Origin of the sequence: Promicromonospora sukumoe 327MFSha3.1, from assembly GCF_000385135.1 — a bacterium.
In the GTDB taxonomy this organism is placed as follows: domain Bacteria; phylum Actinomycetota; class Actinomycetes; order Actinomycetales; family Cellulomonadaceae; genus Promicromonospora; species Promicromonospora sukumoe_B.
The window spans coordinates 71,108-96,894 of sequence record NZ_ARQM01000017.1 but is presented as its reverse complement, the minus strand read 5'-3'; the positions used below and the strand labels follow the sequence as shown (position 1 = coordinate 96,894).

The 25,787-nt window shown below is 72.1% G+C and carries 26 protein-coding genes; 11 read left to right on the top strand and 15 right to left on the bottom strand.

Annotated elements, in window-relative coordinates; genetic code table 11:
- Positions 1 to 105 precede the first annotated feature (105 nt).
- Positions 106 to 2,391, bottom strand: a complete 2,286-nt coding sequence (locus tag H291_RS0126520) for a family 43 glycosylhydrolase (RefSeq protein WP_020018062.1) — start codon at positions 2,389 to 2,391, stop codon at positions 106 to 108.
- A 134-nt stretch (positions 2,392 to 2,525) separates the two neighbouring features.
- Between H291_RS0126520 and H291_RS0126515 the strand changes: the two genes are divergently transcribed.
- The 3 genes from H291_RS0126515 to H291_RS0126505 all read left to right on the top strand — a co-directional run bounded on the left by H291_RS0126515 (position 2,526) and on the right by H291_RS0126505 (position 4,149).
- Complete coding sequence (locus tag H291_RS0126515; RefSeq protein WP_020018061.1) at positions 2,526 to 3,551, top strand: LacI family DNA-binding transcriptional regulator; 1,026 nt, start codon at positions 2,526 to 2,528, stop codon at positions 3,549 to 3,551.
- Between the two features lie 78 nt (positions 3,552 to 3,629).
- Positions 3,630 to 3,920: a UBP-type zinc finger domain-containing protein gene (locus tag H291_RS0126510; RefSeq protein ID WP_020018060.1), complete on the top strand. Its 291-nt coding sequence runs from the start codon at positions 3,630 to 3,632 to the stop codon at positions 3,918 to 3,920.
- A gap of 28 nt (positions 3,921 to 3,948) precedes the next feature.
- Complete coding sequence (locus H291_RS0126505; protein WP_020018059.1) at positions 3,949 to 4,149, top strand: hypothetical protein; 201 nt, start codon at positions 3,949 to 3,951, stop codon at positions 4,147 to 4,149.
- An 84-nt stretch (positions 4,150 to 4,233) separates the two neighbouring features.
- Here H291_RS0126505 and H291_RS0126500 read toward each other — a convergent pair whose 3' ends face one another.
- From H291_RS0126500 to H291_RS31790, 3 genes are read right to left on the bottom strand one after another with little or no spacing between them, the layout of a single operon-like run.
- Complete coding sequence (locus tag H291_RS0126500) at positions 4,234 to 5,019, bottom strand: MerR family transcriptional regulator (protein WP_020018058.1); 786 nt, start codon at positions 5,017 to 5,019, stop codon at positions 4,234 to 4,236.
- On the bottom strand, positions 5,016 to 5,840 hold the full coding sequence (locus H291_RS0126495; RefSeq protein ID WP_026366163.1) for an alpha/beta fold hydrolase: 825 nt from the start codon (positions 5,838 to 5,840) through the stop codon (positions 5,016 to 5,018). The genes H291_RS0126500 and H291_RS0126495 overlap by 4 nt, the downstream gene beginning before the upstream one ends.
- Before the next feature lie 40 nt (positions 5,841 to 5,880).
- Positions 5,881 to 9,120 carry a discoidin domain-containing protein gene (locus tag H291_RS31790; RefSeq protein ID WP_020018056.1) on the bottom strand — a complete coding sequence of 1,080 codons (3,240 nt, stop codon included), beginning with the start codon at positions 9,118 to 9,120 and terminating at the stop codon, positions 5,881 to 5,883.
- A gap of 469 nt (positions 9,121 to 9,589) precedes the next feature.
- Here H291_RS31790 and H291_RS33035 point away from each other — a divergent pair, with 469 nt between their 5' ends.
- Positions 9,590 to 11,197, top strand: coding sequence for a HEAT repeat domain-containing protein (locus tag H291_RS33035; protein ID WP_198012593.1), 1,608 nt, complete (start codon positions 9,590 to 9,592; stop codon positions 11,195 to 11,197).
- A gap of 98 nt (positions 11,198 to 11,295) precedes the next feature.
- Here H291_RS33035 and H291_RS0126480 read toward each other — a convergent pair whose 3' ends face one another.
- Both H291_RS0126480 and H291_RS0126475 read right to left on the bottom strand, forming a co-directional pair.
- Positions 11,296 to 11,928, bottom strand: a complete 633-nt coding sequence (locus tag H291_RS0126480; RefSeq protein ID WP_020018054.1) for a dihydrofolate reductase family protein — start codon at positions 11,926 to 11,928, stop codon at positions 11,296 to 11,298.
- A gap of 69 nt (positions 11,929 to 11,997) precedes the next feature.
- Complete coding sequence (locus tag H291_RS0126475; protein ID WP_020018053.1) at positions 11,998 to 12,459, bottom strand: SRPBCC domain-containing protein; 462 nt, start codon at positions 12,457 to 12,459, stop codon at positions 11,998 to 12,000.
- A gap of 127 nt (positions 12,460 to 12,586) precedes the next feature.
- On the opposite strand from H291_RS0126475, the gene H291_RS0126470 reads away from it, so the two are divergent.
- The 3 genes from H291_RS0126470 (at position 12,587) to H291_RS0126460 (ending at position 14,874) form a co-directional block, all read left to right on the top strand.
- Positions 12,587 to 13,930 carry an MFS transporter gene (locus tag H291_RS0126470; protein ID WP_020018052.1) on the top strand — a complete coding sequence of 448 codons (1,344 nt, stop codon included), beginning with the start codon at positions 12,587 to 12,589 and terminating at the stop codon, positions 13,928 to 13,930.
- A 102-nt stretch (positions 13,931 to 14,032) separates the two neighbouring features.
- Positions 14,033 to 14,359 carry a hypothetical protein gene (locus H291_RS0126465; RefSeq protein WP_020018051.1) on the top strand — a complete coding sequence of 109 codons (327 nt, stop codon included), beginning with the start codon at positions 14,033 to 14,035 and terminating at the stop codon, positions 14,357 to 14,359.
- A gap of 107 nt (positions 14,360 to 14,466) precedes the next feature.
- Positions 14,467 to 14,874, top strand: coding sequence for a RidA family protein (locus H291_RS0126460; protein ID WP_026366161.1), 408 nt, complete (start codon positions 14,467 to 14,469; stop codon positions 14,872 to 14,874).
- Here H291_RS0126460 and H291_RS0126455 read toward each other — a convergent pair.
- The 3 genes from H291_RS0126455 to H291_RS0126445 are packed head-to-tail and all read right to left on the bottom strand — an operon-like array spanning position 14,835 to position 17,784.
- Positions 14,835 to 15,488 carry a TetR/AcrR family transcriptional regulator gene (locus H291_RS0126455; protein ID WP_020018049.1) on the bottom strand — a complete coding sequence of 218 codons (654 nt, stop codon included), beginning with the start codon at positions 15,486 to 15,488 and terminating at the stop codon, positions 14,835 to 14,837. The two genes, H291_RS0126460 and H291_RS0126455, sit on opposite strands and share 40 nt — an antisense overlap.
- A 51-nt stretch (positions 15,489 to 15,539) precedes the next feature.
- Complete coding sequence (locus tag H291_RS31780; RefSeq protein ID WP_020018048.1) at positions 15,540 to 16,556, bottom strand: DNA polymerase III subunit beta family protein; 1,017 nt, start codon at positions 16,554 to 16,556, stop codon at positions 15,540 to 15,542.
- Between the two features lie 43 nt (positions 16,557 to 16,599).
- A complete protein-coding gene (locus H291_RS0126445) occupies positions 16,600 to 17,784 on the bottom strand; it encodes an MFS transporter (RefSeq protein ID WP_020018047.1) in 1,185 nt (394 codons plus the stop codon).
- Between the two features lie 76 nt (positions 17,785 to 17,860).
- On the opposite strand from H291_RS0126445, the gene H291_RS0126440 reads away from it, so the two are divergent.
- Positions 17,861 to 18,616: a DUF2625 family protein gene (locus H291_RS0126440; protein WP_020018046.1), complete on the top strand. Its 756-nt coding sequence runs from the start codon at positions 17,861 to 17,863 to the stop codon at positions 18,614 to 18,616.
- A gap of 79 nt (positions 18,617 to 18,695) precedes the next feature.
- Here the strand turns inward: H291_RS0126440 and H291_RS0126435 are convergent, their stop codons facing one another.
- Both H291_RS0126435 and H291_RS0126430 read right to left on the bottom strand, forming a co-directional pair.
- Positions 18,696 to 20,246 (bottom strand): alanine/glycine:cation symporter family protein, encoded by a 1,551-nt coding sequence (locus tag H291_RS0126435; RefSeq protein WP_020018045.1) that lies wholly within the window; start codon positions 20,244 to 20,246, stop codon positions 18,696 to 18,698.
- Positions 20,247 to 20,399: 153 nt separating this feature from the next.
- A complete protein-coding gene (locus H291_RS0126430) occupies positions 20,400 to 20,999 on the bottom strand; it encodes a histidine phosphatase family protein (RefSeq protein WP_157237374.1) in 600 nt (199 codons plus the stop codon).
- A gap of 155 nt (positions 21,000 to 21,154) precedes the next feature.
- On the opposite strand from H291_RS0126430, the gene H291_RS0126425 reads away from it, so the two are divergent.
- The gene (locus H291_RS0126425) at positions 21,155 to 21,874 is read left to right on the top strand and encodes a class I SAM-dependent methyltransferase (protein ID WP_020018043.1); all 720 of its coding nucleotides are present in this window, start codon (positions 21,155 to 21,157) and stop codon (positions 21,872 to 21,874) included.
- A 21-nt stretch (positions 21,875 to 21,895) separates the two neighbouring features.
- Here H291_RS0126425 and H291_RS0126420 read toward each other — a convergent pair whose 3' ends face one another.
- The gene (locus tag H291_RS0126420) at positions 21,896 to 22,438 is read right to left on the bottom strand and encodes a DUF1990 family protein (RefSeq protein ID WP_026366160.1); all 543 of its coding nucleotides are present in this window, start codon (positions 22,436 to 22,438) and stop codon (positions 21,896 to 21,898) included.
- 288 nt (positions 22,439 to 22,726) lie between these two features.
- On the opposite strand from H291_RS0126420, the gene H291_RS0126415 reads away from it, so the two are divergent.
- Complete coding sequence (locus H291_RS0126415; RefSeq protein WP_020018041.1) at positions 22,727 to 23,269, top strand: hypothetical protein; 543 nt, start codon at positions 22,727 to 22,729, stop codon at positions 23,267 to 23,269.
- Here the strand turns inward: H291_RS0126415 and H291_RS33965 are convergent.
- Together H291_RS33965 and H291_RS33030 are read right to left on the bottom strand one after the other, a co-directional pair.
- Positions 23,199 to 23,603 (bottom strand): hypothetical protein, encoded by a 405-nt coding sequence (locus tag H291_RS33965; RefSeq protein WP_157237373.1) that lies wholly within the window; start codon positions 23,601 to 23,603, stop codon positions 23,199 to 23,201. The two genes, H291_RS0126415 and H291_RS33965, sit on opposite strands and share 71 nt — an antisense overlap.
- A 1-nt stretch (position 23,604) precedes the next feature.
- Positions 23,605 to 24,423 carry a hypothetical protein gene (locus H291_RS33030; RefSeq protein ID WP_157237372.1) on the bottom strand — a complete coding sequence of 273 codons (819 nt, stop codon included), beginning with the start codon at positions 24,421 to 24,423 and terminating at the stop codon, positions 23,605 to 23,607.
- Between the two features lie 130 nt (positions 24,424 to 24,553).
- Here H291_RS33030 and H291_RS31770 point away from each other — a divergent pair, with 130 nt between their 5' ends.
- Complete coding sequence (locus tag H291_RS31770; protein ID WP_033328121.1) at positions 24,554 to 25,009, top strand: hypothetical protein; 456 nt, start codon at positions 24,554 to 24,556, stop codon at positions 25,007 to 25,009.
- Here H291_RS31770 and H291_RS32065 read toward each other — a convergent pair.
- Positions 24,922 to 25,785, bottom strand: a complete 864-nt coding sequence (locus tag H291_RS32065) for an SDR family NAD(P)-dependent oxidoreductase (RefSeq protein WP_232216181.1) — start codon at positions 25,783 to 25,785, stop codon at positions 24,922 to 24,924. The genes H291_RS31770 and H291_RS32065 overlap by 88 nt on opposite strands.
- Positions 25,786 to 25,787 lie beyond the last annotated feature (2 nt).

The following is a 25,787-nucleotide window of genomic DNA, read 5'->3' as shown; positions in this document are numbered from 1 at the left end:
CGGGGCCGAACCCCTTTGAGGCCTAAGTTTCTTCGCTTTGAGGCGACTCAAAGCGAAGAAACTTAGGCCTCAAAGGGGAGGGGCGCCCGGGGAATCCCCCCGGCCCTAGCCCAGCTCGCGGACCAGCACCTCCTCGAACACCGCGCTCACCGCCGGCGCCGCGCCGCCGCCCGCGTAGATGCCGATCGTCGGGTCCGTGTCGGCCGGGAGCGTCCACGTGGCCCCGAACCGCCAGTGCTCCCCGTCGCGCGACGTCGCCGACCGGTACCGGTGCTCACCGGTGGCCGGGTCCGTCGTGTGGAACAGCCGCAGGCGCATGGTGTCGGCCACCGGCCCGGAGACGAAGCCCCCGAACCGCACGGCGCCGTCGGCCGTGAGCTCCTTGCCGAACTCGACCTGCCGCGTCCGGCCGATCGCCACCGAGCCGAGCCGCAGGAAGTCGTCGTCGCCCGCGTGCACCATGAGGCCCGCCTGCTGGAAGTTGCGCACGGTGTCCTCGCCCAGCGGCAGGCGCACCGTGGCCTCCAGCACGTAGTCGCCCTCGGGCGCGTCGCGCAGCAGCACCGGCGCGTCGTTCCGGGTGCCCACCAGGTCGTGGCCGGTCAGCGGCCAGGTCAGCGCGCCGTCGGCGATGTCGACGGCGGCCGGCTCGTGCTGCCAGCGCCAGCCGGCGTCCAGGTCGCCGTCGAACTCCTCGGCGAACGTGACCGCGCCCGCCTCCGGCTCGGCGACGCGCTCGGTCACGGGCTCGTGCGCCGCGACGACGGTCAGGTTGTCGAGCTGCGCCTCGCCGCCGTCGGCCACGAGGCGCACCGGCGCCTTGCGGGGCAGCGGCGTCCGCGGCTCGAACCGCGCCTCGGCGTCGACGTCGCCCAGCCCGCTCGACGACAGCCGCGCGGCGACCGCGCCGTCGCGCGCCTCGACGCTCAGCACGTGCCAGCCGGTCAGGTCCGCGTTCGCGGGCAGCGCCGTCCGCACCTGGTGGCGCCCCTGCCCGACGACGAGCTCACGCTCCTTGGCGTCCAGCCGCACCGACACCGCGGCCGGGCCGGCCCCGCCGACGCGCACCGTGAACGAGCTGTCGGCGTCGGGCAGCCGCACGTCCGTCTCGACCCGCACGTCCCGCGGCGCGGGCGCCGTCTGCACGACGGCGGCGTGCCGCCGGTCCGGCACGAGGCGCGCGATCGACCCGGCGTCGCCGGCGTCGTCCGTGCCCCGGGCGAGGGTGCCCGTGATCCGGCGCAGCGCGTGCCCGGAGGCCGGGTCGGCGCTCACGATACCCAGCTCGCTCGCGGCCACGGGCGCGGTCTGCGCGCCCTCGCTCGGGCCCGCCCCCGCGTTGACCACGGGCCAGCCGTCGATCCAGTCGAGCCGGTCCAGCAGGGTGGGCCGGCGGTTGACGCCGCCGGGCTCGTTCAGCCACGCGTTGTCGCGGTCGATGCCGTGGTAGAGCATCCAGTCCTGCCCGGACACGTCGGAGAACACGGCGTGGTGCCCCACGCCGATCCACCTGTTGCCATTCTGCGCGACGACGAGGGTGCCGCCCACGCGGGACTCGTTCATGCCCACGCCCTCGTGGTCCGTGAACGGGCCGAGCGGCGAGCGCGACCGGCCCGTGTACACGCTGTACCCGGTCACCGGGCCGGAGCAGCAGTTGGCCGACGACGCCATGAGGTAGTACCAGCCGTCGCGCTTGACCACGAAGGCGCCCTCGTAGCGGTCCGCGACGGTCACGCGGGTGGGCTCGCCGACGGCGCGGGTGCCGGTCTCGTCGAGCTCCGTGACCCAGATGCCGCCGTTGAAGCCGCCGAAGTACAGGTAGCGCGAGCCGTCGTCGTCGGCGAACAGGGCCGGGTCGATGGTGTTGAGGTAGCCGCCGCCGGGCGCGGGGCGCGGGTCCAGGACGGGGCCGCCGGAGTCGGTCCACGGTCCGGTCGGGGTGGGCGCCGTCGCGACGCCGATCGTGTAGTCCCAGGGGTCGGGGTTCGCCGCGGTGTCGGTGACCGTGTAGTACATGACGTACTGGCCGTCGACGTACCGGATGTCGGGCGCCCAGAAGTAGGAGGCGTCCGCGGCCCAGGCCGGCTTGTTCTCGTCGTCGAAGATGGTGCCCACGTACTCCCAGCTCGCCAGGTCGCGGGACTTCGCCACGTGCATTTTGCCGAACGGGCCACCGGTCACCAGCGGGTCGCTCGTGGCGTACAGGTACCACCAGCCGTCCTTGCCGCGGATCACCGCGGGGTCGGCGTAGGTGTCCGAGAACGGGTCGGTGACCGGGTTGGTGTAGGTGGTGCCGGACGGCGGTGGCGCGGCCTGGCTGGTGGCGGGCGGGGCCACGGCGCCGGCGACCAGTGCGGCGGTGGCGAGGACGGCTACGAGCCGGATCTCCATGGTGTGGTGTCCCTTCGGGCGGCTGCGCGCCACGTCCTCGATGACGTGGCCGTCGCTCCTTTACAACGGATAACCACGCGTGAAGTTACAACGGATAACCGCGCGTCGGCAAGGGGTGGTCTAGCCTGTGCCGAGTGAGGGTCACGCTGCGCGACGTCGCGGAACGCGCCGGGGTCTCGTTCAAGACCGTGTCGAACGTGATCAACGGGCACCCGAACGTGCGGCCCGAGACCCGCGAGCGCGTCGAGTCCGCCATCGCCGAGCTGCGCTACCGGCCCAACACGTCGGCCCGGAGCCTGCGGCACGGGCGGGCGGGGTTCCTGGCGATCGCGCTGCCGGAGCTCACCTCGCCCTACTTCGCCGGGCTGGCCTCCGAGCTGGCGGCGGCGGCCCGGGCCGTGGGGCAGTCGGTGCTCATCGAGGAGACGTCGGGCGACCCGGCGGGGGAGCGCGCGGTGCTCGACGGCCTGCCGAGCCACCTGGTCGACGGCGTCTTCTTCAGCCCGCTGGTCACGCCGGTCGCGGAGGTCGTGGAGCGCCGCGACGGCACCCCGCTGGTGCTGCTGGGGGAGTACGGCGAGCCGGCGGGCGTGGACCACGTGGGAGTGGACAACGTGGCGGCGGCCCGCGACGTCACCCGGCACCTCCTGGACCTGGGCCGGCGTCGGATCGCGGGGATCGGCCTGCAGAGCGGCGCGGGTACGGGACGGCTGCGCGGCGAGGGCTACCTGGCCGCGCTGGCCGAGGCCGGTGTGCCCGCCGACCCGGACCTCGTGGTCGAGTGCACGGACTACCACCGCGCCAGCGGGGCCGACGCCGTCGCGCAGCTGCTCGCCCGCGGCGTCGAGGTCGACGCGGTGTTCTGCTTCAACGACCTGATGGCCCTGGGCGCGCTGCGTGCCCTGCACGAGCACGGGCTGCGGGTGCCGCAGGACGTGGCCGTGGCAGGCTTCGACGGCATCGAGGACGGGCAGTTCTCCGTGCCGTCCCTGACCACGGTGACCCCTGACCTGCCCCTCCTGGCCGCGGAGGCGGTGCGGCTCGTGATGCGGCGCATCGCCGAGCCGGACGCCCCGGCCGAGCACGTGGTGGTGCCCCACCGGATCACCGCCCGCGAGAGCACCGGCGGTGGCCCGCACAGGCCGGCGTCCGCGGCCTAGACTCTGTGCAGATCTGCTGCCGCGGGCGGTCCCGTCCGGGGTGGGAGACCATTGCCCCAGCGACGTGAGGACCGAGACATGACCGAAGAGTGCACGCACCTGGACCAGGTCGCGGTCCTCGAGCCCGAGCAGCTGGACGGCTGTCCCGAGTGCCTCGCCGTCGGCGGCACCTGGGTCCACCTGCGCAGCTGCCTGGTGTGCGGGCAGGTGGGCTGCTGCGACTCGTCCCCGGCCAAGCACGCCACGGCGCACTTCAAGGCCTCCGCGCACCCGCTCATGCGGTCCGTCGAGCCGGGCGAGGGCTGGGGCTACTGCTACGCCGACGACGCGATGATCTCGTCCACCACCCTGGGCACCCACAAGTACTGACGGCGCCACCGGCCGTCCGGAGGAAACCATGAAGTCAGGCCTGATCGTGCTGGGCGTCGTCCTCGTGCTGATGGGCGCCGTGTTCACCGTGCAGGGGCTCGGCTACCTCGCCGGCAGCCCGATGACGGGCGTGACCCTGTGGGCGATCGTCGGTCCGGCGCTCGCCCTGGTCGGGGTGGTCGTCATCGTGGCGGCCGCCCGGCGGGGCCGTTCTGGCCACAGCGGCTGACCGCCGCCCTCGCCGGGCGGGGTTCGAACGTAGGGTTCGTCGGCCTATGGGCGCTCACGAGCCGACCAACCCTACGTTCGGCGCTTACCGGTGCGGGACCGGGATGCCCGCGGCACGCAGCTTCGCCTCCACCAGTGCGTTCAAGCGGGCCGACGCCGGCCACCCGTCCTGGCGGTGGGTGTCGACCAGTCCGTACCGAGTGGCGGTGTCGGACCGGATCTCGAGGCCCGTCGGCGCCGTGAGCAGCTCGCGGTTGGCCAGCAGGTTGTCGGCCAGGGCGGAGGCCAGCTCCTCGAGCCGCGGGTCGTCCGGATCCCAGGACATCGCGTCCCAGCTGCGCTGCGTCAGCTCGACGTGCTCGGGATCGTCGAGCCGGTACTCGAGCTGGGTCACGAAGCTGTCGAAGCCCGCCGGCAACAGCGCCCGGAACAGCACCAGGGCCTCGCGCTGGCCGGCGACGTAGTCGGGGCTGAAGCCGAGGCCGGGCATCCGGTCGAGGACGGCGCAGGCGCGATCGGGGAGGAGCGCCCGGTCGTCGGTGAGCCGGTGCAGGGTGTCACGGCGCGCGATCAGCTCCTCGATCCGGTCGGTGAGGCGCTGCTCGACGTCGGTGAGCGCCGCGGCGAACCTGTCGGCGTCGGCGTCGAGCAGGGCCCCGATGTCGGCGAGCGGCACGCCGGCGTCGGCCAGCGCCCGGACCTGGACCAGTCGCAGCAGGTCGTCCGAACCGTACCGCCGGTAGCCGGACGAGTCCCGCTCGGGCTCGTCCACGAGCCCGAGCTTGTGGTAGTGCCGCACCGTCTTGATCGTGACGCCGGCGAACGCCGCGGCCTGGCCGATCGTGACGCCGCCGGTCGCCCCTCCCGTCATCGGCTCCGCCGGTCCTGGGCCGAGGTCGAGGCGGCGAGCTCGCGAACGACGTCTGCGACGGCCGGGGAGTCCTTGCGCAGGACGCTGCCGTGGTTGCTGGTGACCTTCGCACTCACTCGGAGGTTCGGGTTGCGGGCCAGGATCGGCTCGATGGTCTTGCGCATCTCCGTCTGCAGATCGTCGCGGCTGCCCAGCGCCTCCCCGGAGGCGACGACGTACCGGACCGGGACGGCCAGCTCCTCGAGGAGCGGCCCAGCCGCGGCGTGGAGCAGGTGGGCCTCGATGGCGACCCGCACGTGCTCCTCGCCGGAGAAACGCGCGGCCAGGCCCAGGCGACGAGCCAGCGGCAGCATCAGCCGCATCCGGCGGAGCACCTTCCGGATCTCCTCGTGCTCGGCCTCCTCGGTCCAGCCGACCGGGTACGGGCCGTCGACGCCGACCACGCCGCGTGCCCGGTCCGGGTTCCGGCTCGCCCAGTGCACGCCCAGCAGCGCCCCGTAGGACCAGCCCACCAGCAGCGGGCGGTCGACACCCCTGGCCGCGAGCACCGCGTCGATATCGCGGACGCACGCCTCGAAAGAGTAGTCGGAAGCGAGCTTCGACCGGCCGCGGGCGCGCTCGTCGAAGGTGATGTGCCGATACCCGGGCCCGAGGTCGGCGGTGACACGCCGCCAGTGCCGCTGGGAGGCGTACGAGCCGTTGAGGTAGATCACCGGGATGCCGGGACCACCGGTGTCGGTGACGGCAAGAGCGGTGTCGTCGACCTGGACCATTCCGGTCCAGGCCGACCTGGCTGATTCGGTTGTGCTCGAGGTTGTCATGAGACGAGCGTCCACGTTGACCTCAGGTCAAGGTCAAGGACTACTTCTGAGATCGGTTCAGCTCTGGTCTCGGAAGCACCCGCAGGGCCGTCAGGCCCGGGTCGCCCCGGTGCCAGGTCGTGGTCAGGGCCACGTAGCGGGCCGTGCGGTCCACGTCGACGACGCCGTCGCGGCCCACCGCCCCCACATCGGTAAACGTGAGCCCGTCGTCGCTCACCGAGACCACGGCCGACGGCGCCCGCCCCCGCGCCCACTCGGCCACGACCGTGCCGACCTCCTGGGGCGCGCCCAGGTCGGTGACCATCCGGCCGTCCGGGCCCGGCACCCACGCGGTGCTCCGGTCCCCGTCCACGGCGGCCGACGGCGACGTCATGCCCTCGGGCAGCACCGACGCCGGGAACGTGAGCGTGCTCAGCGCGAGGTCGGCCACGGGGAACGGCGTCCCGGCCGGGAACCGCACCGTTGTGCCGCGCGGCGTCGCGGCAGCCGGGCGCGAGGCGCCGGTCTCCGTGTGCCGGACCGTCACCGGACCCCGGCCCGTCACAGTGAACGTGCGGGCGTCGTCGGTGGTGACCGTGACGCCCTCCGGCGTCGTCCCGCGCGATCCCGCCACGGTGGCCCGCGGAGCCAGCACCACGGCGTCGCCCGCCGGGACCGTCAGCGCCAGGGCCGACGACCGCGCCCCGATCGACTGCTCGCCCGCGAACACCGGCACCGCGCCTCCGCTCGCGTGCGGCACCGTGACCGTCGTCGACACGTCCGCGCCCGTCAGGTTGAACGCCACCAGGTACCCGTCGACCAGGCTGACCTGCACGCCCGCGGCGTCCGCGGTCGGCACCGCCCGCTCCGCCTGGGCCGACGTCGCCGCGGCGTCACCCGGGATCATCTCCACCAGCCGGGGTCCCGCCGCGCCGTCCGCCAGCCGCACCACGTGGCGTGTCGCGTCCGCCCGCGAGACCGTGATCGGGGCGTCGGAGCTCCGGACGACGAACCCCGCCGCACCCTCCACGTTCAGCCACGAGCCCGCGCTCGACAGCAGCGGGTCCTCGGCGTCGAACGACGCCGCGTCGTGCCAGGTCACGCCGTCGGCCGACGTCTGCACCCGGTACCGCTCGCCCGCCGCCGACTCCCACCCGAGCTGCACGCGGGCCACCTCGGTCGGCGCGCCCAGGTCCACCTGCACCCACGAGTCGGGGCGCGTCCGGTCCGCGCGCGAGACCGCCCAGCGCGTCGTCGCGCTGCCGTCGGTCACGGCGCTCGCGGCCCGGCCCGTGTCGGCGCTGGACGCCGTGGCCGGGCGGCCGGCCGCGACGTCGTCGCCCGCCGGGTCGAAGGCGCGCAGGTGGTAGAGCGAGTAGCCGTACTGCGGGTGGCCCTGCACGCCCTGCATGCGCACGTAGCGCGCGGTGACGGGGGCGGGCTCGGTCGCGCCCGGCGGCACGAGGTCGAGCGTGTCGAGACGCGCCACGTTCACGTCGGCGGGGTCCGGCTCCGGCTCGGCGACGGTGGTGCTGCCCTCCGCCGTCGTGTACTCGCGTGAGCCGTCCAGGCCGGCGTAGCCTCCCATGGCCAGGTTGCGCACGGACAGGCTCGCGTCGTCCGGCCCCGCGCCCGACGACGCGTACACCGCGGCGCCGGTCGGCAGCGTGACCTGGCCCGCGTACCCGTCGCCGATCCGGAACACCGACGACGTGCCCTCGAAGCCGTCGCGCGGCTGCGTGTACGCGGTGACGTTGCGGTCGCTCACCGTCGCGCCGGAGTCGGGGTAGAGGAACGACGAGCTGCCCGAGGCGTAGAACAGCCACGAGTTGTGCCCGGGCACCCAGGGGAACTTGACGAAGCCCTTGCGGCTGACGGCGCCGGCCCACGTGTCCGCCGTCTGCTGCACCGTCAGGCCGGGCACGTCGCCGAAGTCGCGGACGCCGGACAGGCGCTCGAAGAAGACGTCCTGCGGCGTCGGCTCCACGGGACCCTCGGCCGACTCCGCGGCCTCCACGTGCAGCAGGTACGAGATGGCGATCTCCGCGCGGGCCTCGGGCTCGTACTTGGGCTCGCCCGAGAACTTGGTCAGCCGGTTGACGGGCGCGTACGCCTGGTAGTCCGCCAGGGCCGCGGCGAGGTTGACCTCGGCGCGGGCGGCGTCGGGGTCGCGCAGCACCTGGGCGAGGAACGCCATCGGGATCACGTCGCGGCCGTAGAGGAACTCGCGGTCCCGGACCATCGGCATGAAGGGCTCGCCCTGGTCGGACATGACGAGCTTGATCGACTCCCGCAGCTCGGCCGAGTTGGGCTGCCGGGTCAGGATCTCGGGCAGCGGCTCGTCGCGCAGCAGGAAGTGGATCGCGTTGCGGGCGCCAGAGCGCCACGAGTCGGACTGGTAGTGCGGCCCGAACGACTCGTGGTTCTCCACGATGTACGTGTCGTGGATGTTGTGCATCGTGTTCGACGAGACCGGCTTGCCGGCGACGACGGCGGGGTTGTTGCGGTCCGCCGTCGGCTGACCTGCGGCGTTGCGGCCCCAGTCGGCGAGCTGCTCGGCCCAGCGGCCGGCGTCGGCGTCGTCGGGCGCCCAGGCGAGCCCGGGGGCGAGGGCCTGCGTGTAGACGCCGACCTCCTCCTGCGCGGTGTCGCCCCGGTACTTGCCCGCGGGCCACTCGGTGGTCCAGCTGCCCGACATGGGGTCGTCGGTGAAGTCGAGGTCGGCCGTGTACCGGGACTGGCCGGTGGCGATGGTCGCGAGGTTGGCCTGGGTGGCGGCGTCGAGCTGGTCCCACAGCAGCGTGCCCGCGGCCAGGAAGTACGACTGGAAGGTCGAGTCCCAGAAGAGCTGGCGGCCCCAGGTGCCGTCGGGGTCCACGAGGCGGTTGGTCGCGGCGAAGTGCTTGATGGTCGCCAGCGTGTGCTCGCGCAGGGTGTCCTCGGAGACGCCGGCGAGCTCCGCGTCGTACTCGCCGTGCGTCAGCAGCACGGCGTTGCCCAGGACTACCGCGAAGTTCATGTCCTTGGCCTGGTAGACGCCGGCGGACTCGTCCCAGACGGTCTCGACCCAGCGGGTGTGCCGCAGGAGCGCCGCGTAGTAGTTCGCGGCGGTCTCGTCGGGGGCGCCGTACGCTCCGGGCTGGGTGCTCGCGGGCCGGTTGCGTGCGTCGGTGCCCGTGGCCTGCGCCGGCGTGACGACGGCGACCGTGATCGGCAGTGCGAGGCAGGCGACGGCGAGCCCGGCGATCGCTCTGCGGAACGGTCGCGCCCCTGCGTGGAGCCGCGGACGGTGGGTGGGCATCGGTGCCTCCAGGACTGACAGCGCTGTCACGGGTGTTCCGTCAGGAGGCTATCGCACGGGACGGTGCGGGGGCCATGGTCTTGATGGGGTTCATCAGCAGATGGCGGGGCGCTCGGGGCGGGCAGGCCAGTGCGCCGTCGGGCCTACCGGTCGAACGTAGGCTTTGTCGGCGCATGAGCGCCTATGGGCCGATGGACTCTGCGTTCGGGCGGTGCTGCATGCGGCGCGCCAGGCGCGCGGCCCGGCGGTCGCTCGGAGCCTGCCTGCCGGGTCGGCGCGTGCCCCGCGAACGGAGAGTTCGGCGGCCCATAGGCGCTCATGGGCCGACGAAGCCTACGTTGGACTGCCTGGTGGCCGGACCACCTCGTGTCCGGATCGCCTGGTGGCCGGAACGCCGGCGTCCAGGCTGGTGTTCGGGCTGGTGTTCGGGCTGGTCAGGGTGTCAGTGGCGGGTGGCATGCTCTGCGCCATGTCGCAGCAGATCACTTCCCCGAGCGCCGAGGTGGCCGCCGTCCTGGCCGCCGCAGATGCCTTCGACTGGACCACCGTCTCGCACGCCTACGGGGACGCCACCGACCTCCCGGAGATGCTCCGGGCACTCGCCGAGGACGAGGGGCCCGACAGCGCCGCCGGCGACCTGTGGGGCTCGATCTGCCACCAGGGCACGGTGTACTCGGCGTCCGTGGCGGCGGTCCCGTTCCTGGCCGGCCTCGCCGCGGCCGGTGCCGCGGCCAAGGAGTGCCTGTGGCTGCTCGGTGCGATGGCGGAGAGCGAGGACACCGCGCCGGGCGCAGAGGAGGACGTGCGCGACGCCGTCCGCGCGGAGGCCGGACGGATCATTCCCTTCACGTTGCACGCGGACCCGGACGTGCGGCAGGCCACCGTGCACGTCCTCGGGCAGGTGCGGTCCGCGGACCCGGTGCCGACGCTCCGGGCGGCCCTGGAGCACGACACGGCACCGATCGTGCGCGCCGAGGCCCTGATCGCCCTGGTCCGCTGCGCCGCCCCGGACCATGCGGCTCTGATCACCGCGGCGCACGACGACGCCGCCGACGAGGTGCGCCTGGCGAGCGTCCTGGCCGCGTTCGACGCCGGCCTGCCCTGGGACGACCGGCTGGAGCAGGTCCTGCTCTCGGTCGAGGGCGCGGACGGCATCGGCGGCCGCCTGCACGACGACCACCGGCACGAGCCCCTGTCCTGGGTGGTCGGCGTGCTCTGCGCCGCCGGCCGCGGCGACGCGGCGGCCACGTTCCTGCTCCGGGCCGCGGACCGAGCCGGCGACGATCTCGCGCCCGTGCTCTGGGCCGCGCGCAGGGCGTGCGAGTCGTCCCGCGCCGCGACCGAGCTGCTGCGCCCGCTGGCCGAGAAGCACGCGGGCAGTGCCGACGGGCGGCACCTCGCCGACGCGATCGGTCCACGGGCCGACGCCCTGCCGGTCCACCGGCCGGCGGTGCCGACCTTCGACCAGCCGTTGGGCCCCGCCGCGCAGATGGACCTCGACATGGAGGAGCTCCGCGAGCGCGTCGCGACACCCCTGCCGGACTACGACCGGCTGACGACCCCGGACGTCGACCGGAAGCTCATGGCGGCGGCGGTCATCTGGGAGCGCACGAACGACCCGGCGCCGGTCGTCCAGGCCGTGTCCGAGGCGTCCGAGCGGCTGTCAGGACGAGAAAGCTTCATCTGGGGTTTCCCGCGCGCCTCGGTCGCGCGCACCGCGGCGCGGCTCGGCCCAGCGGCAGCACCGCTGGAAGCCGCCCTGCGGACACTCATGGACGACCCGGCCGCGCTCGCGGCGGCTGCGACTGCTCTCGTGCGGGCCGGGTGCGACCTCGACGTCGACGACGTCGCCCTCCGGCTGGCCGCCCAGACCGGCCAGTACCGCGACGACGACACCGTGACCGCCCTGGCCACGCTCGCCCCGCTCCTGTCCCCGGCGACCGTGCAGCGCTGGCACGACCTCATCGACCAGGACGTCCGTCTGGGCACCCGAAGCTTCGACAAGACGGCCGTCGCGGCCGACGAGCAGCTCCGCGCGGAGCTGCGCTTCGCGCTCACAGGGCGCGACCACCGCTGACGCGGCGCCGGTCGACGCGAACGTAGGCTTCGTCGGCTCATGAGCGCTCATGAGCCGACGAACCCTACGTTCGAGTGGTGGCTCAGCCAGCCCCCAGGTCAGGCGCCCCGGTCCACCTCGTCCATGTCGCCCGTGGCCGGCACGCCCTCCTCCAGGCCGTAGAGCAGGTGCACGGTGCCGGCCGGGCTGGCGACCGGGGGTTCGAGCAGCGACAGGTTGGCGGGCACCGCGCCGCCGTCGAACACCTTCTTGCCGACGCCGAGCACGATGGGGTGCACCCACAGGTCGAGGCGGTCGAAGAGCTTCTCGCGCAGCAGCGTCTGCACCAGGTTCAGGCTGCCCACGACCTTGATGTTCTCGTGCCGGTCCCGGATCTCGTGGACGGCGGCCGGCAGGTCCGGGCCGAGCTGCGTGGACCCGGCCCAGGTCAGGTCGGGCGTGCCGCGCGAGGCCACGTACTTGGGGACGCGGTTGAACAGCGTGGCGATCTCGAGGCCGGGCACGCCCTCCTGCTGCGGCCAGTACCCCGCGAAGATGTCGTAGGTGCGCCGGCCCAGCAGCAGGGCGTCGGTGCCCTCGTAGGCGGCGTCGATCTGGTCCCCGACGACGGCGTCGATCAGCGGCGCCTGCCAGCCGCCGAACGGGAAGTTCTCCGGGTCCTCCTCGGGGCCGCCCGGCGCCTGCGCGACGAGGTCGAGGGTGGCGAACAGCTCGATCTGGATGATGCCCATGATGTGCTCCCGGCGGTTCCGTCTTCTCGGACGAAGGGTGGACCCGCCGGGAGCGGCAGACTCATCGGGTCACGGCTCGAGGTAGGTGGCGAGGTTCGTCAGCGACGACGTCATGCCCTCGGCGTGGTCGCGGGCCCGGACGCCGTACGGCACGTCGCGCGCCACGATCTCGACGTCGGTGCCCTCGTCGGCGTCGCGCAGGTTCCACTCCATCCGCATGGTGCCCTGGAACGCCGGGTCGTCGGATGCGAAGTCGACGTCCGACGCGATCTGCTCTCCCGGGACCAGCCGGGCGATGCGGACCTCGGACACGTCCGAGTCGGCCGAGGTCTTGCCGGGCGCGTCGGAGGCGTCGTCGTAGGTCAGCACCAGGCGGTACGAGCCGCCCTCGCGCATGTCGAAGTCCTCGAACCGGCCGTGCATCCCCGCGGGCGGCAGCCACTCGACCAGCGCCTCGGGGTCGGTCAGGGCGGCGAACACCGCTGCCCGGTCGACGTGGACGAGGAGGCTGGCGCGGTCGGTTCTGCCCATGCCCACGACCATAGGGGCGTTGGCACAGGGGTGCCCCGAAAGAACGGAACATTCGGGGCATAGACGCCGGGCGCGTGGGTCGGCAGGATGCACACATCATTTTTCACCCGACGACCCGGAGGTACCCGTGGCTGGAACGTCGACGCCGGAGCCGCTGACCGGCAAGCAGAAGCGCACCATCGCGGGCGGCGCGATCGGCACGCTCATGGAGTACTACGACTACTACCTGTACGGGCTGGCGTCGGCCGCGATCTTCCCGGCGGTGTTCTTCACCGGCGAGGACCCGATCGTCGCGCAGCTCTCGTCGTTCGCGACGTTCGCGGTCGGCTTCTTCCTGCGGCCGGTCGGCGGCCTGGTGTTCGGCCCTATCGGCGACCGCGTGGGCCGCAAGATGACGCTGCTGATCACCGTGGTCGGCATGGGCATCGCGACGGCGGGCATCGGCCTGATCCCCGCGGAGTCCTCGATCGGCATCGCCGCGCCGCTGCTGCTGATCTTCTTCCGGATGTGCCAGGGCTTCTTCGTGGGCGGCGAGATGGGCGGCGCGGCGACGCTCGTCGTCGAGCACGCGCCCGTGGGCCGGCGCGGCCTGTACGGCGCGTTCCTGATCAGCGGCGCCGGCATCGCGAACGTCGCCTCCGCCGGCCTGATGGCGGGCCTGGGGCTCGGCCCGGAGACCTGGTTCATGACGTGGGGCTGGCGCATCCCGTTCGTGCTGGGCCTGGTGCTCGCCATCGTCGCGGTCGTGCTGCGCAGCAAGCTCGAGGAGTCCGACGAGTTCAAGGACACCAGGAAGGCCCAGCAGGACGCCGGGGTGCGCCCTCACCCGATCGCCGAGGTCTTCCGGCACCCGAAGAACGCGATCATGGGCATCCTCATCGGCCTGCCGCAGAGCATCGCCGGGTACGTGGTGCTCACGTTCGGCATCGCGTACATGGTCAACCAGCAGCACATCCCGGCCTGGCAGGGGTTCGCCGGGACCATGATCGTCGGCCTGCTCCAGGTCTTCGTCGCCCCGGCGTACGGGCTGTTGTCCGACCGGATCGGCCGCCGCAAGGTCTACATCGCGGGCTGCATCGGCTTCGCGCTGCTGGTGTGGCCCACGTTCCTGCTGTTCGGCACGAGCAACCTGATCCTGATCTGGGTCGGCATGATCCTGGGCTTCGTGATCCCCGGCGTGGCCATGCAGGCCACGCTGCAGACCATGCTGGCCGAGATGTTCGACCCCGAGGCCCGGACCACCGGCGTGAACATCGGGTACCAGATCTCCAACACCCTGGGCGGCGGGCTCGCGCCGTTCATCTGCACGGCGCTGGTCGCTGCGGTCGGCGGGGCGATCTGGCCCGTGGTCGTGTACTCGGCGGTGATCTGCCTGGTCGGGGCGGTCGCCACCGCGACGGCGAACATCAGCACCGACGGGTCCCGGCTGCACGAGCTCAAGGGGGCGCAGGCGGCGTCGTCGACCACCTGAGGAGGCGCGTCAGACCCACAGGTCACCAGGGTGATCTGTGGGTCTGACACGTTCGCGGGAAGTCGGTTGCCCCAGGTCAGGCGCGCGGGGACGATGGGCGGCATGACCGCAGCCCCTTCCCCGTCGCCCCGCCCGGCCCGCACCGCCAACCTGGTCCTCGCCGCCCTCGGCCTCGTGGGTCTGGCGCTGCTGGGCGCCGCCGCGTGGATCGTCTCCCGTCCGATGACCTACGGCTGGTTCGCGTACGCGCCGCTGTCGGAGACGATGTACTCCCCGTCCATGGCTTCGGCGGCGATCGGGCCCCTGTTGCTCGCCGTGGCCGGCGCGCTCGCCCTCGGCGGTGCGGCGGGCTACGTCGTCGGACGGCGGGGCCGGCCCGCGAACCCGGTGGCCGACGACGGCGCTGGGCCGGGCGACGTCGGGCAGTAGACCCCGGACGCCCCTGTGCCGTGACCGGCGTCACCTCGACCCTCGGGCATAAAACATGGCATTGCTTTGCTATGTTCAGCATGACCGACACGAAGAGGAGCACGGCGATGACTGTGAAGCTGGTCCACCCCGAAGGTGTCAACCGCGTCGACGTCCACCACCAGGTGGCCGACACGCAGGGTTCGCGCACCATCTACCTGGCCGGGCAGGTGTCGTGGGACACCGACGGCAACCTCGTGGGTCGCGACGACGTCGCCGCCCAGGCCGAGCAGGCCTACCTGAACATCGCCGCCGCGCTCGACGCCGTCGGGGCCACGGTGGCCGACCTGGCCAAGGTCACCGTCTACATCGTCGACCTGGACGCGGAGAAGGCCGAGCAGTTCGTCGTCGGCCGCGAGCGGGCGGCCGCGAAGCTGGGCGCGGAGTTCCAGCAGCCGAGCACCTGGATCGGCGTCACCGCGCTGGCCGCGCCGGGCTACGTCGTCGAGGTGGACGCCATCGCCGTCCTGCCCTGAGGCGGCCGCAGCGCCTCCCAGCCGGCCTCGACCGAGCGGCGGCACACCGCGGGATCGTCGCCGGCGGCGACGATCACCGCGGTGAGCAGGGGGACTCCGGAGGCGAGGGTGCGCCGTGAGGTCACCCGGCTGACGACGAGCGACACGATCCCGTGGCTGACCGTCCACACCTCGTTGGCGAGCCGCACGGGGTCGACGTCCTCGCGGATCCGGCCCGCGTCGCGGCAGCGGCGCGCGGCCCGGACCAGGTACTGGAGGGTCGCCTCCGCGGCCTCGACGTCCTCCAGCTCGACGGTCGCGTCGAACATGACCCGGTAGAGGTCAGGGTGCTCGAGGGCGTTGACGACGTAGGCGGCCACGCCTGCGACCAAGTCCTCGACCGGGTCCTCCGGGATGGTGAGCGTCTCGAACCGGGCCGCCAGCCGGGTGAATCCCTCCTGGCGCAGGGCGCGCCAGACGCCGTCCATGCCGCCGAAGTAGGTGTAGACCGCCATCGTCGAGACGCCGGTGCCCTCGACGAGGGACCGGAGCGTGATGGGCTCGCGCTCGCGCAGCATCCACGCCGCGCGCTCGAGGAGCTGGGTGCGGACTGCTGGGTCCTTCTGCCTGGCCATGGTCGGACCTTAGCATCGGGGTGCTATACAAAGGGGCGACGGCGGGGCCGCTCAGCCGGCTAGCCGCACCGGCATGAGGAGGACGACGGCGTCCGGCCCGTGCACCGCCGCCAGCCGGAGGGTGTCGCGCTCGCCCGCCGTCAGCAGCAGGTCGACGTCGCCGAACGAGCGGACGGCGTCGGCGAGGAACTGCCGGTCGAACGCGACGGTGCCGCGCGCGTCGCCGATGTGGAGCTCGGCGGGGTCGAGGCCGAGCAGGACCAGGTCGCGTCGCCCGGCGTCGGCCCCGTTCGCGGTCTCGACCCGGAACAGGAGGTCAGGCGCGGTGACGGTGGTGCCGACCTTTTCCCGGGTGCCCCGGAATCCGTGCACGGCGAGGACCGCCTCGTAGTCGGGGTAGAGCGCGTCGACCGGCGTCCCGTGCAGGCTGCCGAGCGTGACGCGGTCGGCTGTCAGGGACACTTCGACCTGTCCGGTCTCCGCGCGGTCCAGGAAGGCGTCCACGACCGCGACCGGCACGATCACGCGCACCGGCGGACCCTCCACGCCCACCACGGTCAGGGCGGAGACGGCCAGCCGGTGCCGGTCGGTCGCGACCAGCCGGAGCGTTGTGGAGTCGACGTCGAACAGCACGCCGTGCAGCGCCGGCCAGCCGGCCTGTTCGCCGACGGCGTGCCGCACGGCCCCGAGCGCGGAACGCAGCGCGACGGCGTCGACCGCAAGGTTGGTCGTCACGGACAGGAGCTCGCGCGCCTCGGCGAGCTGGGCGTTCGCCGCCTCGAGCTCGGCCTCCAGCCGGCGCTGGTGGGCGTCGACCACCCGGCGCGCGGTGACCGGGTCGGCCGTGATGGCGCGGGCGATGTCGGCCACCGGCATGCCCGTCCGGCGCATCCGGGCGACGAGCCGGGCCCGCTCGACCTGCTCCGGCGCGTACCGGCGGTAGCCCGTGGCCGGGTCCACGTGCGCGGGCCGGAGCAGGCCGGCGGCGTCGTAGTAGCGCAGGGCGCTGACGGGCAGGCCCGAGGCGCGCGCGAACGCGCCGACGGTCAGCAGCGTGGCGTGGTGCACGGGTACAGCATCGGCCCTCGACCCGGTCGAGGGTCCAGCCCGGTCACGACGACGCCGCGCGGAGCCGGGTGGCCGCGAGCGCGCACACCCCGAGCGTGACGGCGCAGCAGCACAGGGCGGCGCCCGGGGAGGAGTGCTCGGCCAGGGTGCCGAGCAGGTTGTTGGACACCACGACCGGCGCGAGCTGTGCCAGCGCCGTCCACGCCTGGACGCGTGCCAGATGGGTGCGGGGAGCGCTGCCCAGCACGAACGGCGCCAGGTGCGCGACGGCGACGCCCGTCCCCACCCCGACGACGGCGGCCGTGCCAGCGGTCAGGGCTGGTGCACCGTTGCCCGAAGTCGCGACCAGCGCCACGCCGGTCGCCGCCACGGCCAGCCCCAGGGCCACGGCCCGTCCGGTCGCGTGCGCCGTCCCGGTCCGGGCCACGACGAGCGCGACGCCGATCGACCCCGCCGCCTGCGCGGCCACCACGAGCCCGGTCGTGCCCGCGCCCCATCCCGACTCCCGTCCGAGCAGCGGCACGAGCAGCGAGGAGACCGGCAGCACGACGGCGGCCACGGCGCCGGTGAGCACGAGCGCCCCCGCGAGGCCGCGGGTCCGGGCGACCACGCGGGCGCCGTCGGACAGGGACCGCCAGAACCGTTCCGTACCGGCGCCGGCCTCGCGCCTGGGCTTGATCACGGCCACGACGACTAGCACGGCGGCGAAGCAGGCGGCGTCGGCGACCGCGATCGCGGGCAGGCCCACGGTGGCGACCAGGACGCCGCCGAGCGGTGCGCCGGCGAGGAGCACGGCCTGGCCCAGGCCCTGGCGGAGGGCCATCGCGCGGGGGAGCGCGGCGTCGTCGACCAGGCGGCGGGGCATCGAGCCGAGGGCGGGCAGGGAGAAGGCCGACACCACGCCGGAGGCGAGGCTCGCGGCGGCGAGGAGCCACGGCGTCGGCCCGGCGGCGCCCAGACCGAAGGCGAGGGCGAGGCAGACCGCGACCATGACGGCCTCGGTGCACAGGAGCAGGCGTCGGGCGCCGACGCTGTCCGCGACGGAGCCGCCCACCAGCACCAGGAGGAGCCTGGGCAGGCCGGACGCTGTCAGGACGAGCGCGGCGACCTGGCCGCCGTGCGACGCCGCGGCCCAGCCCAGGGCGAACCAGAGGACGGAGTCGCCGAGCTGGCTGAGGGTGCTCGCGGCGAGGAACGCGAGCCAGGTGCGGGGGAGCGGGGTGGGCATGGCTGGACCCTGGAGGGTCGAGCGGGTCGAGGGTCAACCTGCCTGCTGCCGGGGGCCGCGCGACTACGATCGAGCGGTGCGACTGTTCGAGAATCTGACCGCCACGCAGGAACCCGCCTGGCCTGAGCTGCAGCGGCTCGTGGCCCAGGCCGCGGTCCCCGTCGAGATGCTCGCGCCCGACGACGCGACCAGCCGGCGCACGCTCGAGCAGCTCCAGGTCACGACGAAGTCCTTTCTCGGCGCCGTCGTGGTGCACACGGGCGGGCTGCTGATCGACCACGGCTGGCTGCGCGTGTACGGGAGCCCGGCGCCGGATGTGTTCGGCGAGCTTCCGGCTGCTCGCCTGCCCGGTCTGGCCGTGGTGAACGACTTCCCGCCGGCGCCCGTCGCCGACTGGTCCCCGGGGCAGGGGCTCGTCGTCGCCCACGACGTGCTCGGCGGAACCTTCGTGCTCAACGGGGCCGACCCCGCCGCCGTCGGGCGACCCGGCAACCCCGGAGAGATGATCTACCTCGCGCCGGACACTCTCCAGTGGGAGGCGCTCGGGGCCGGGTACGCCGCCTGGCTCATGTGGGTGCTCGACGGCGGCCTGGCGGAGTTCACCAACGGGCTGCGGTGGGACGGCTGGGAGGCCGAGACCCGCGACCTGAGCGGTGACAGCGGCCTGAACTTCTACCCGCCGCTCTGGTCCAAGGAGGCCCACGAGGACCTCGCCGCGACCAGCAGGGCCGTGGTGCCGATGGCGGAGCTGGTCGGGCTCGCGCGGTCGACCGCCGCGGAGATCGACGGGGCCGACCTGGGGGCGCTGGGGAAGTTCAGCGACCGGGTCTGATCGCGCCGGCGGTCGTGCGGCGTCGTCGCGACGGGCATGGCCCAGGCCAGAAGCGTTCTCTGGCCTGGGCCGGTCCGAGTCAGTCGCGGTCGCGCTGCGTCGCCACCGATTCGTCGGCTCCGCTCCGGAGCCGGCCGTCGGCGCGGTCCTCCCAGAACGTCGCGTTCTCGATGCCGAGCCGTCGCGGGTCGAACTGCGGGTCCAGCCCGCGCTTCTTCTGCTCGCGGTAGTCCTTGAGCGCCTTCAGCGCGGGACCCTGGAGGAACAGGATGCCGACGATGTTCAGCCAGGCCATCGAGCCGACACCGATGTCGCCGAGACCCCAGGCCGCGCCCGCCGTCGTCACGGCGCCGTAGGCGACCGAGACCAGCACCAGGGCCTGCAGCGCCCGCTGCATGGCGCGCGCCGCGAGGCGGTTGGTCATCTTGCGGGTCAGGTAGTTCAGGTTGGTCTCGGCCATGTAGTAGTACGCGACGATCGTGGTGAACACGAAGAACGCGAGCACGATGGCGATGAACGTGGGGCCGGCGCCCGGGAACACCGAGTCCAGGCCCTGCTGCACGAAGCCGGGTCCGGGCTCCACGTCGGTGCTCAGCCCGCCGCTGCCCTCCTGGATCACGTCGCTCGGCCAGACCTCGCCCGCGAACGTGTTGTACATGCCCGTCGAGATGATGATGAACGCGGTGGCAGAACAGACGAACAGCGTGTCGACGTACACGGCGAAGGACTGCGCGAAGCCCTGCTTGGCCGGGTGCGAGACCTCGGCGGCAGCGGCGGCGTGCGGTCCGGTGCCCTGGCCCGCCTCGTTGGAGTAGATGCCGCGCTGCACGCCCCACTTGATCGCGAGGCCGATGATCGCCCCGAAGACCGGCTGGACGCCGAAGGCGCTGCCGAAGATCAGCCCGAACACGTGGGGGATCTCGGTGAAGTTGACGAAGAAGACGATGACCGCGATGAGGATGTAGAGCAGGGCCATCACGGGGACGACGACCACCGCGAAGTTCGCGATGCGCTTGACGCCACCAATGACGATGAAGCCCAGCAGGATCACCAGGCCGATGGCGGTCACCCAGGTGGGGATGCCCCACGCGGTGTCGATCGCCGACGCCATGCCGTTGGCCTGCACACCCGGAAGGAAGAAGCTCATCGCGAGGATGGTGACGACCGCGAAGAGGATCCCGTAGGCCAGCGAGAGGCCACGGGCCTTGTGCTTGTAGGCCTTCTCGAAGTAGTACGCCGGGCCACCCCGGTACTCGCCGGTGTCCGGGTCCTTCTCCTTGTAGATCTGGCCGAGCGTGCACTCGACGAACGACGTGGCGGCGCCCAGGAACGCGGAGGTCCACATCCAGAAGACGGCGCCGGGACCGCCGAAGGCGATCGCCGTCGCGACGCCGGCGATGTTCCCCACGCCCACGCGACCGGCCAGCGACATCATCAGGGACTGGAAGGACGATGTCCCGTCCTCGGACTTCTCGCCCTTCTTGAGCTGGGCGACCATGTCGGGGATGTGGCGCACCTGGAGGAAACCGGTGCGGAGGGAGAAGTACAGACCGGCGAGGAGACACAGGGCGATCAGCGGGATCGACCAGATCAGCTCGTTCACGGTGCCGATGGAATCGGCAAAGCTCATACGTTGCTCCTGGATGTGGTTGTTCGGACCCGCGCATCGGAAGCGACCTGTGAGCGCGGTCACGGACTGGCAATGCCGGTCACCCTAACGGGTGAAACCGGGGTGAACGCCAGTTCTTCACCCGACGGTGGGTCCATGGGCCCAGAAGTGTGGTTACGCGGGCCAGGCGGAGCAGTGCCACCGCTCGCCGTCCGACTCGACGAGGAACGGCTCGGCGTGGGGGAGCGGCACACCCCACACGGAGGCGCCGAGCGCGCACAGCTGGCTCAGCGCGAGGGTCAGGCTGGCGACGTGGCCGACGATGGCGACCGTCTCGCCTTCGTGTCGTTCGACAAGGCGCTGAAGGGCGGTCGTCGTCCGGCCGAGGACGTCGTGGCCGGTCTCGCCGTCGGCGACCCGCTCGTGGAGGTGGCCGTCGACGACCCAGGCACGGAGGACGGCGGCGGTGCGTGCACGGACGGCGGGGTCGCCGCTGCCTTCGTGCTGCCCGATGCCGATCTCGACGAGCTCGGGTATCGGATGGACCCGGAGCTTGTGTGCTGCGGCGATGGGGTGTGCGGTCTGGCGGGAGCGCAGGGCGGTGCTGGAGTAGACGTTGGTGACGGGCTCGGCCGCCAGGGTCTGGGCGGCGCGGAGGGCTTGCTGATGTCCGTGGGCGGTCAGGGGCGCGTTCGGCTGGGCGCCGGCGATTGCGGCGGTGACGTTCTCGGACTCGGCGTGCCGGAGGCACCACATTCGGACCCGATTGCTCATGGTGTGTGCTCCCGCCTGGACCTGGGCGATTCGGCCTCTGAGCCTACGAAACCCGAGGTCACGAGGGCTCTTGCCGAGGTCGTCCCGACGTAGGGTCGGGCAGGCGACGACCGCGCGCACCGAATGGGGTTCGACCACTACTACCGGGAGCGATCGTGAGGATCAGAGGCACTGGGACAGATGACAGGTCCTACGGCGGGGCTGCGGGTGAGGTCTTCGCGGCAAAGGCGGACCGTCCGGGCCTGAACGCATTGCACGATCGCCCCGCCGTCCTCGACCTGATCGGCCCGGTTGGTGGTCAGCAGATCGTGGATCTGGGCTGCGGTGCCGGCCACTACGCGGCGGCGCTCGCGGGCGCTGGCGCGAGCGTCGTCGGGGTGGAAGGCAGCGAGTCGTTGGTGCCGCATGCCAGGGCTCGCCTGGCCGAGTACGACGGTTCTTCGGTGGTTCGGCACAACCTCGAAGAGCCCATGCACTTCCTGGACGACGAATCGATGGACGGGGCGCTCTGCGCGTTGGTCCTCCATCACATCTCTCGCCGGGAGGAATTCCTCGCCGAGGTCCGGCGGGTCCTCAGGCCCGGTGGATGGCTGGTCGTCTCCAGCACGCATCCGACCGCGGACTGGGGGCGGTTCGGCGGTTCCTACTTCGACGAGCGGTGGATTCGACGACAGATCGGGTCGCAGCCCGCGGAAGTGATCGAGTACCAGCACATGGCGATGAGCACTCTTGTGAACGAGCTCTTGGCCGCCGGCTTCACGCTGGATCGAATGGTCGAGCCGACGCCGTTGCCGGCTCTGAAGGATGTTGACCCGAAGAAGTACGAGGAGCTGAGTGCGGCGCCGGTCTTTCTCGCGCTGAGGTTGCACAGGTAGGCACGGACAACAGGCGCTGGTTTATTGACCTTGGGGCCGGAGCGCGCGCAAGTACCGCCGTCGATAGATTTGCTGAGCCACCAGGATCAACGGGAAGAGCCCACGCCACATGCCCCGGCCGGCGTGCGTGAGGGAGCGCAGCGTGAGGCTGACGGTCCCGTTGTCGTCCCGGTGGACGATGAACGCTTCTTCGCCGGAGACGGGATGGCCATCCAGGGTGCCGTAGGAAAGCGCGGCCCGGTTGTCGGTCGAGACCGTCGTGATGATCTGGACGGGCTCCCGTACGCGGAAGGGCCCGATGCGTGCGACGAGCCAGTAGCGCTCTCCTCGATGCGCGCTGCGTCCTGCTTCGAGCGGCGGTTCGACGGCGAACCCGCTGCGGGTCTTGATGCCCCAGGAGAGGACCGCTGCCGAGGATGCGTCCCAGAGGTCGGTTCCGGAGCCGAGGCGGACCGTGTGTTCGTAGGCGCGCCGTCCAGCGGGCGGCTGCCACTTCTCGTCCGCGGGGGTGGTGTCGCCAACGACGCCGTAGCTGAGTGCTCGGCGGTCGAGGGGGCGTTCCACGGGTCCCATCAGATCACCTGCTCCTTCACCCTGGAGCTGCTTGTCCCCGTGGTGGTCTGCTGAACCGACCGCAGGTCCGCCGTTATTCGTCTACGCAGAAGAACGCGAGACGCGAAAGTCGCTTGCCGAGCTGGAGGATTTGGGTATCCCCGCCGACGTCGTCGGGTGAAGTCCGGGTCGTTTGATTGACCGGCTTCACGCGTCGCTGGTTGAGTCCTGGGCATCGGTATCAACGCAGGCTAGCGCGTCTGAGGTCGATGAACAGGTCACCGATCAAAGGGGCAGCGGATGAGTCGCGCAGCACAGTCGGGCATCGTTCGATGGCTGGCCCTCGTGCTCGGGCTCGCCCTCGCAGGCGTCACGCTCGCGGGTTGCTCCTACGGGACGGAACTGCGGCAGGTGCAGCAAGGCCTCCTCGACGAAGGGTTCGACGACGCCGGGGTGTGGGTCCGGTTCTTCGAATCGCAGAAGGTGTCGGAGAACCGCGTCGAGGTGGTGCTGGTCGGCGGCTCGATGGACCGCGAAGCCGCCTGGGATATCGCCGCCACGGCTGTGTGGGAGAGGCTTCCGGTGGAGTTCGACTACCTCCTGGTCGAGTACGAGGGCGAAGTCGACACCGCCACCTACGCCGAGCTGAAAGGCGAGTTCGGGCCACGACCCGACGGGTTGGTGGAGCACTCGCCACCGGGGGTCGTCATCGGCACGGTATCTCGTGTTGTCGCGGTCTTCGTCGTGATCGGGGCGATCGCGCTGGTGCCGGTCATGGTGCTGATCCGCCGGGACCGCCGCCGTCGTCGTCTGCTCCGTGCCAAGGCGCGGCCGGCGGCGTGAGCTCGCCGGACTGCTCGCGCGGCAGAGCCAGCCACTCGAGCTCGGCGAGCTGTGGCACATCCTCGACGGGGCCGACCGCGGTGAGCACGTTCTCGCGCACGTAGACCGCGATCCGTCCTTCGTGGTCGCAGCCTGGGCACTCGCACAGCCAGCCATCGACGACGACGTCAGACGCGTCGGGGTCCCCGACATGGTCGCGGTCCCAGCGCAGGACGTCGCCCAGCCGATAGCGGTACTGCCAGACCGTGCCGTACCGGAACTGAATCTCGCGCGGTGCGGTCATCTGGCACGCCGGGCAGTCGATCGTCACATCAAGCGAGTTGAACGCGCCCACGTCACTCCGCGACCTCGCCGCGCTCGGCGAGGTACGTGCTGAGCAGGTCCAGGGCGAGCGCGCACGCCGCGGTGTCCTCCTCCGCGGTCAGGTCGCGCTGCCTGACGTCCTGCCGCACGGGCGGAACGACCGCCTCCACGATGTGGCGCTCCCAGACGATATTGGGACCGCAGGTCCCGAGCCGGTCGTGGAGCCAACGCGAGAAGTCACGCAGCAGTCGATCTCGGGCCCAGTCGAAGCCGCCGACGAACGCGGCGAGCGTGGCGAACGAGTCGTCCATGACGAACATGCGGGGTCGATGCTGGAGATGCCAGACCAGCGTCGCGAGGTTCGTCTCGCCATTCCCGTCGCCGGGATCGCGAGGACTCTCCGGTCCGGGCTCGCCGCGCCACCCCGCCGTCAGGTCGCGTGCGATCACGGTGATGGTGCGGTTGGTGAACTCCAGCTCGTGGCTCACGCCGTCGGCGTGCGGCAGCAGCTCGTCGGCCATGAGGTTCGAGCGCATGTCGTCATCCTGGTCGCCGTCCACCTCGACGTGGGACACACCGTGGTACCGCACGACGAACTCCGGCGGTGCGCCGCCCCACGCGGCCAGGACCAGGGTGACCTCGACGCCGTCGTCGGTGTGCCGGGTGGACATGCGGTCGAACGACGCGCTGCGCGGGCACCACTGATGGGAGAAGTCGTAGTGCTCCGGGTGGAGTGCGAACGCCCGGGCGCCCGGTGGCAGTTCCTCTGCATGCTCGTCGAGCCATGCGAGGTAGGGGCGGATGTCGGTCATCGTCCCGCCGTCGGACGACTCCACGGTTGCGTAGCGCACGGGGGAGTCTCCCACGGCGACCAGGGGCGACATCAGGTCGGACGGCACCCGGCCGGGCGATTCGGTTCACCCGCTCCTTCATCCGGGAGCCGCTTGTCCCCGATCTGATCCGCTCACTAGGTTCCATGGGATGGCCGGGACGGAAAGCGGAACGAACAGTGAGTACGCCCGGCGAGGTCTCACGATCCTCTTGGTGGTCGCCGCCGGGATCATCTACATGGCGATCGACCCCGGCTGGCCATTTCTCGTGAGTGTCGTGGTCTTCGTCGCCGTCGTTCCGGTGCTCGTGTGGCTTGCCGCGAACGCTCTCTATCCGAAGGTGGAATCGGGGCTACCCGTCCCGGTCGACCGCGGATCCAACCCCGGGTTCGCCGTCTATCTCGATGCCGAACCGGCCGGAGGCACGCGAGGGCTGACCGAACTGATCTTGGTTACCCGCGGCGCGTCAGCGAAGGACGTCGAGACGGCTGATCTGACCGCAGGTTCGCCGTTGTTCGTTCATGTGGAAGAACGAGAGGCACGAAAGCTTCTCGCCGACCTGGACGACTTCGGTATCGCTGCCCGCATCGAGGCTGAACCCGCCTGATGGCACCCGCCGCCGACCGATGTCGAGACCTCACTCGATCGCGACCCCGGTCTCCCTCTCCAACGCTCCAGCAGCCGGTTCTGGAACCCCACATCCAGCGCCGCCGAATGCGGCTCCTGCAGCTCCCGGTGGTACCAGTAGCCACCGGTCGTCAGCGCCTCCGGGTCGTCACTCGTCGCCAGCCACTCCTGCGTGCGGTGGCCCAGCTCCAGATCGTCCGGCGCGCCCGCCCCGCCCATGCGCGTGGGCACCCACCCGGGGTCGACGGCGTTGCTCAGCACGCCCGGCCGCAGGCGCGCGACGGCGGCCGCCAGGGCCGTGACGTACAGCTTGCTGTCGCCGTACGAGCCCGGCTTCCGCCCCCGCCAGTCGACGTCGTCGAGCACCGGGCGGCCGCTGTAGTGCGAGCCGCTGCTCAGGTACACGAGCCGGCGCGGGCCCGGCAGCAAGGCGGTGAGCAGGTACGGGGCCACGATGTTGACCGGCATGACCGCCCGGCCGTTCCACACCCCGGCGTTGTGGATCACCGCGTCCAGTTGGGCGGCGTCGTCGGCCAGGCGCACGGCGAGGTCGCGGACGGCGTCCCGCTCGCCGAGGTCCGCCACCACGAGATGGGCGCCACGGTCGACCAGCGGCCGCAGGGCCTCCGCCCGGTCCGGGTTGCGTGCGTGCACGACCACCTCGTGCCCCTCGGTCAGGAGCGCGTCGGCCGCGAGGCGGCCCAGTCCGTCGGCGGAACCCGTGACGAGGATCCGGTGCACGGTCGCAGAGTCCATGA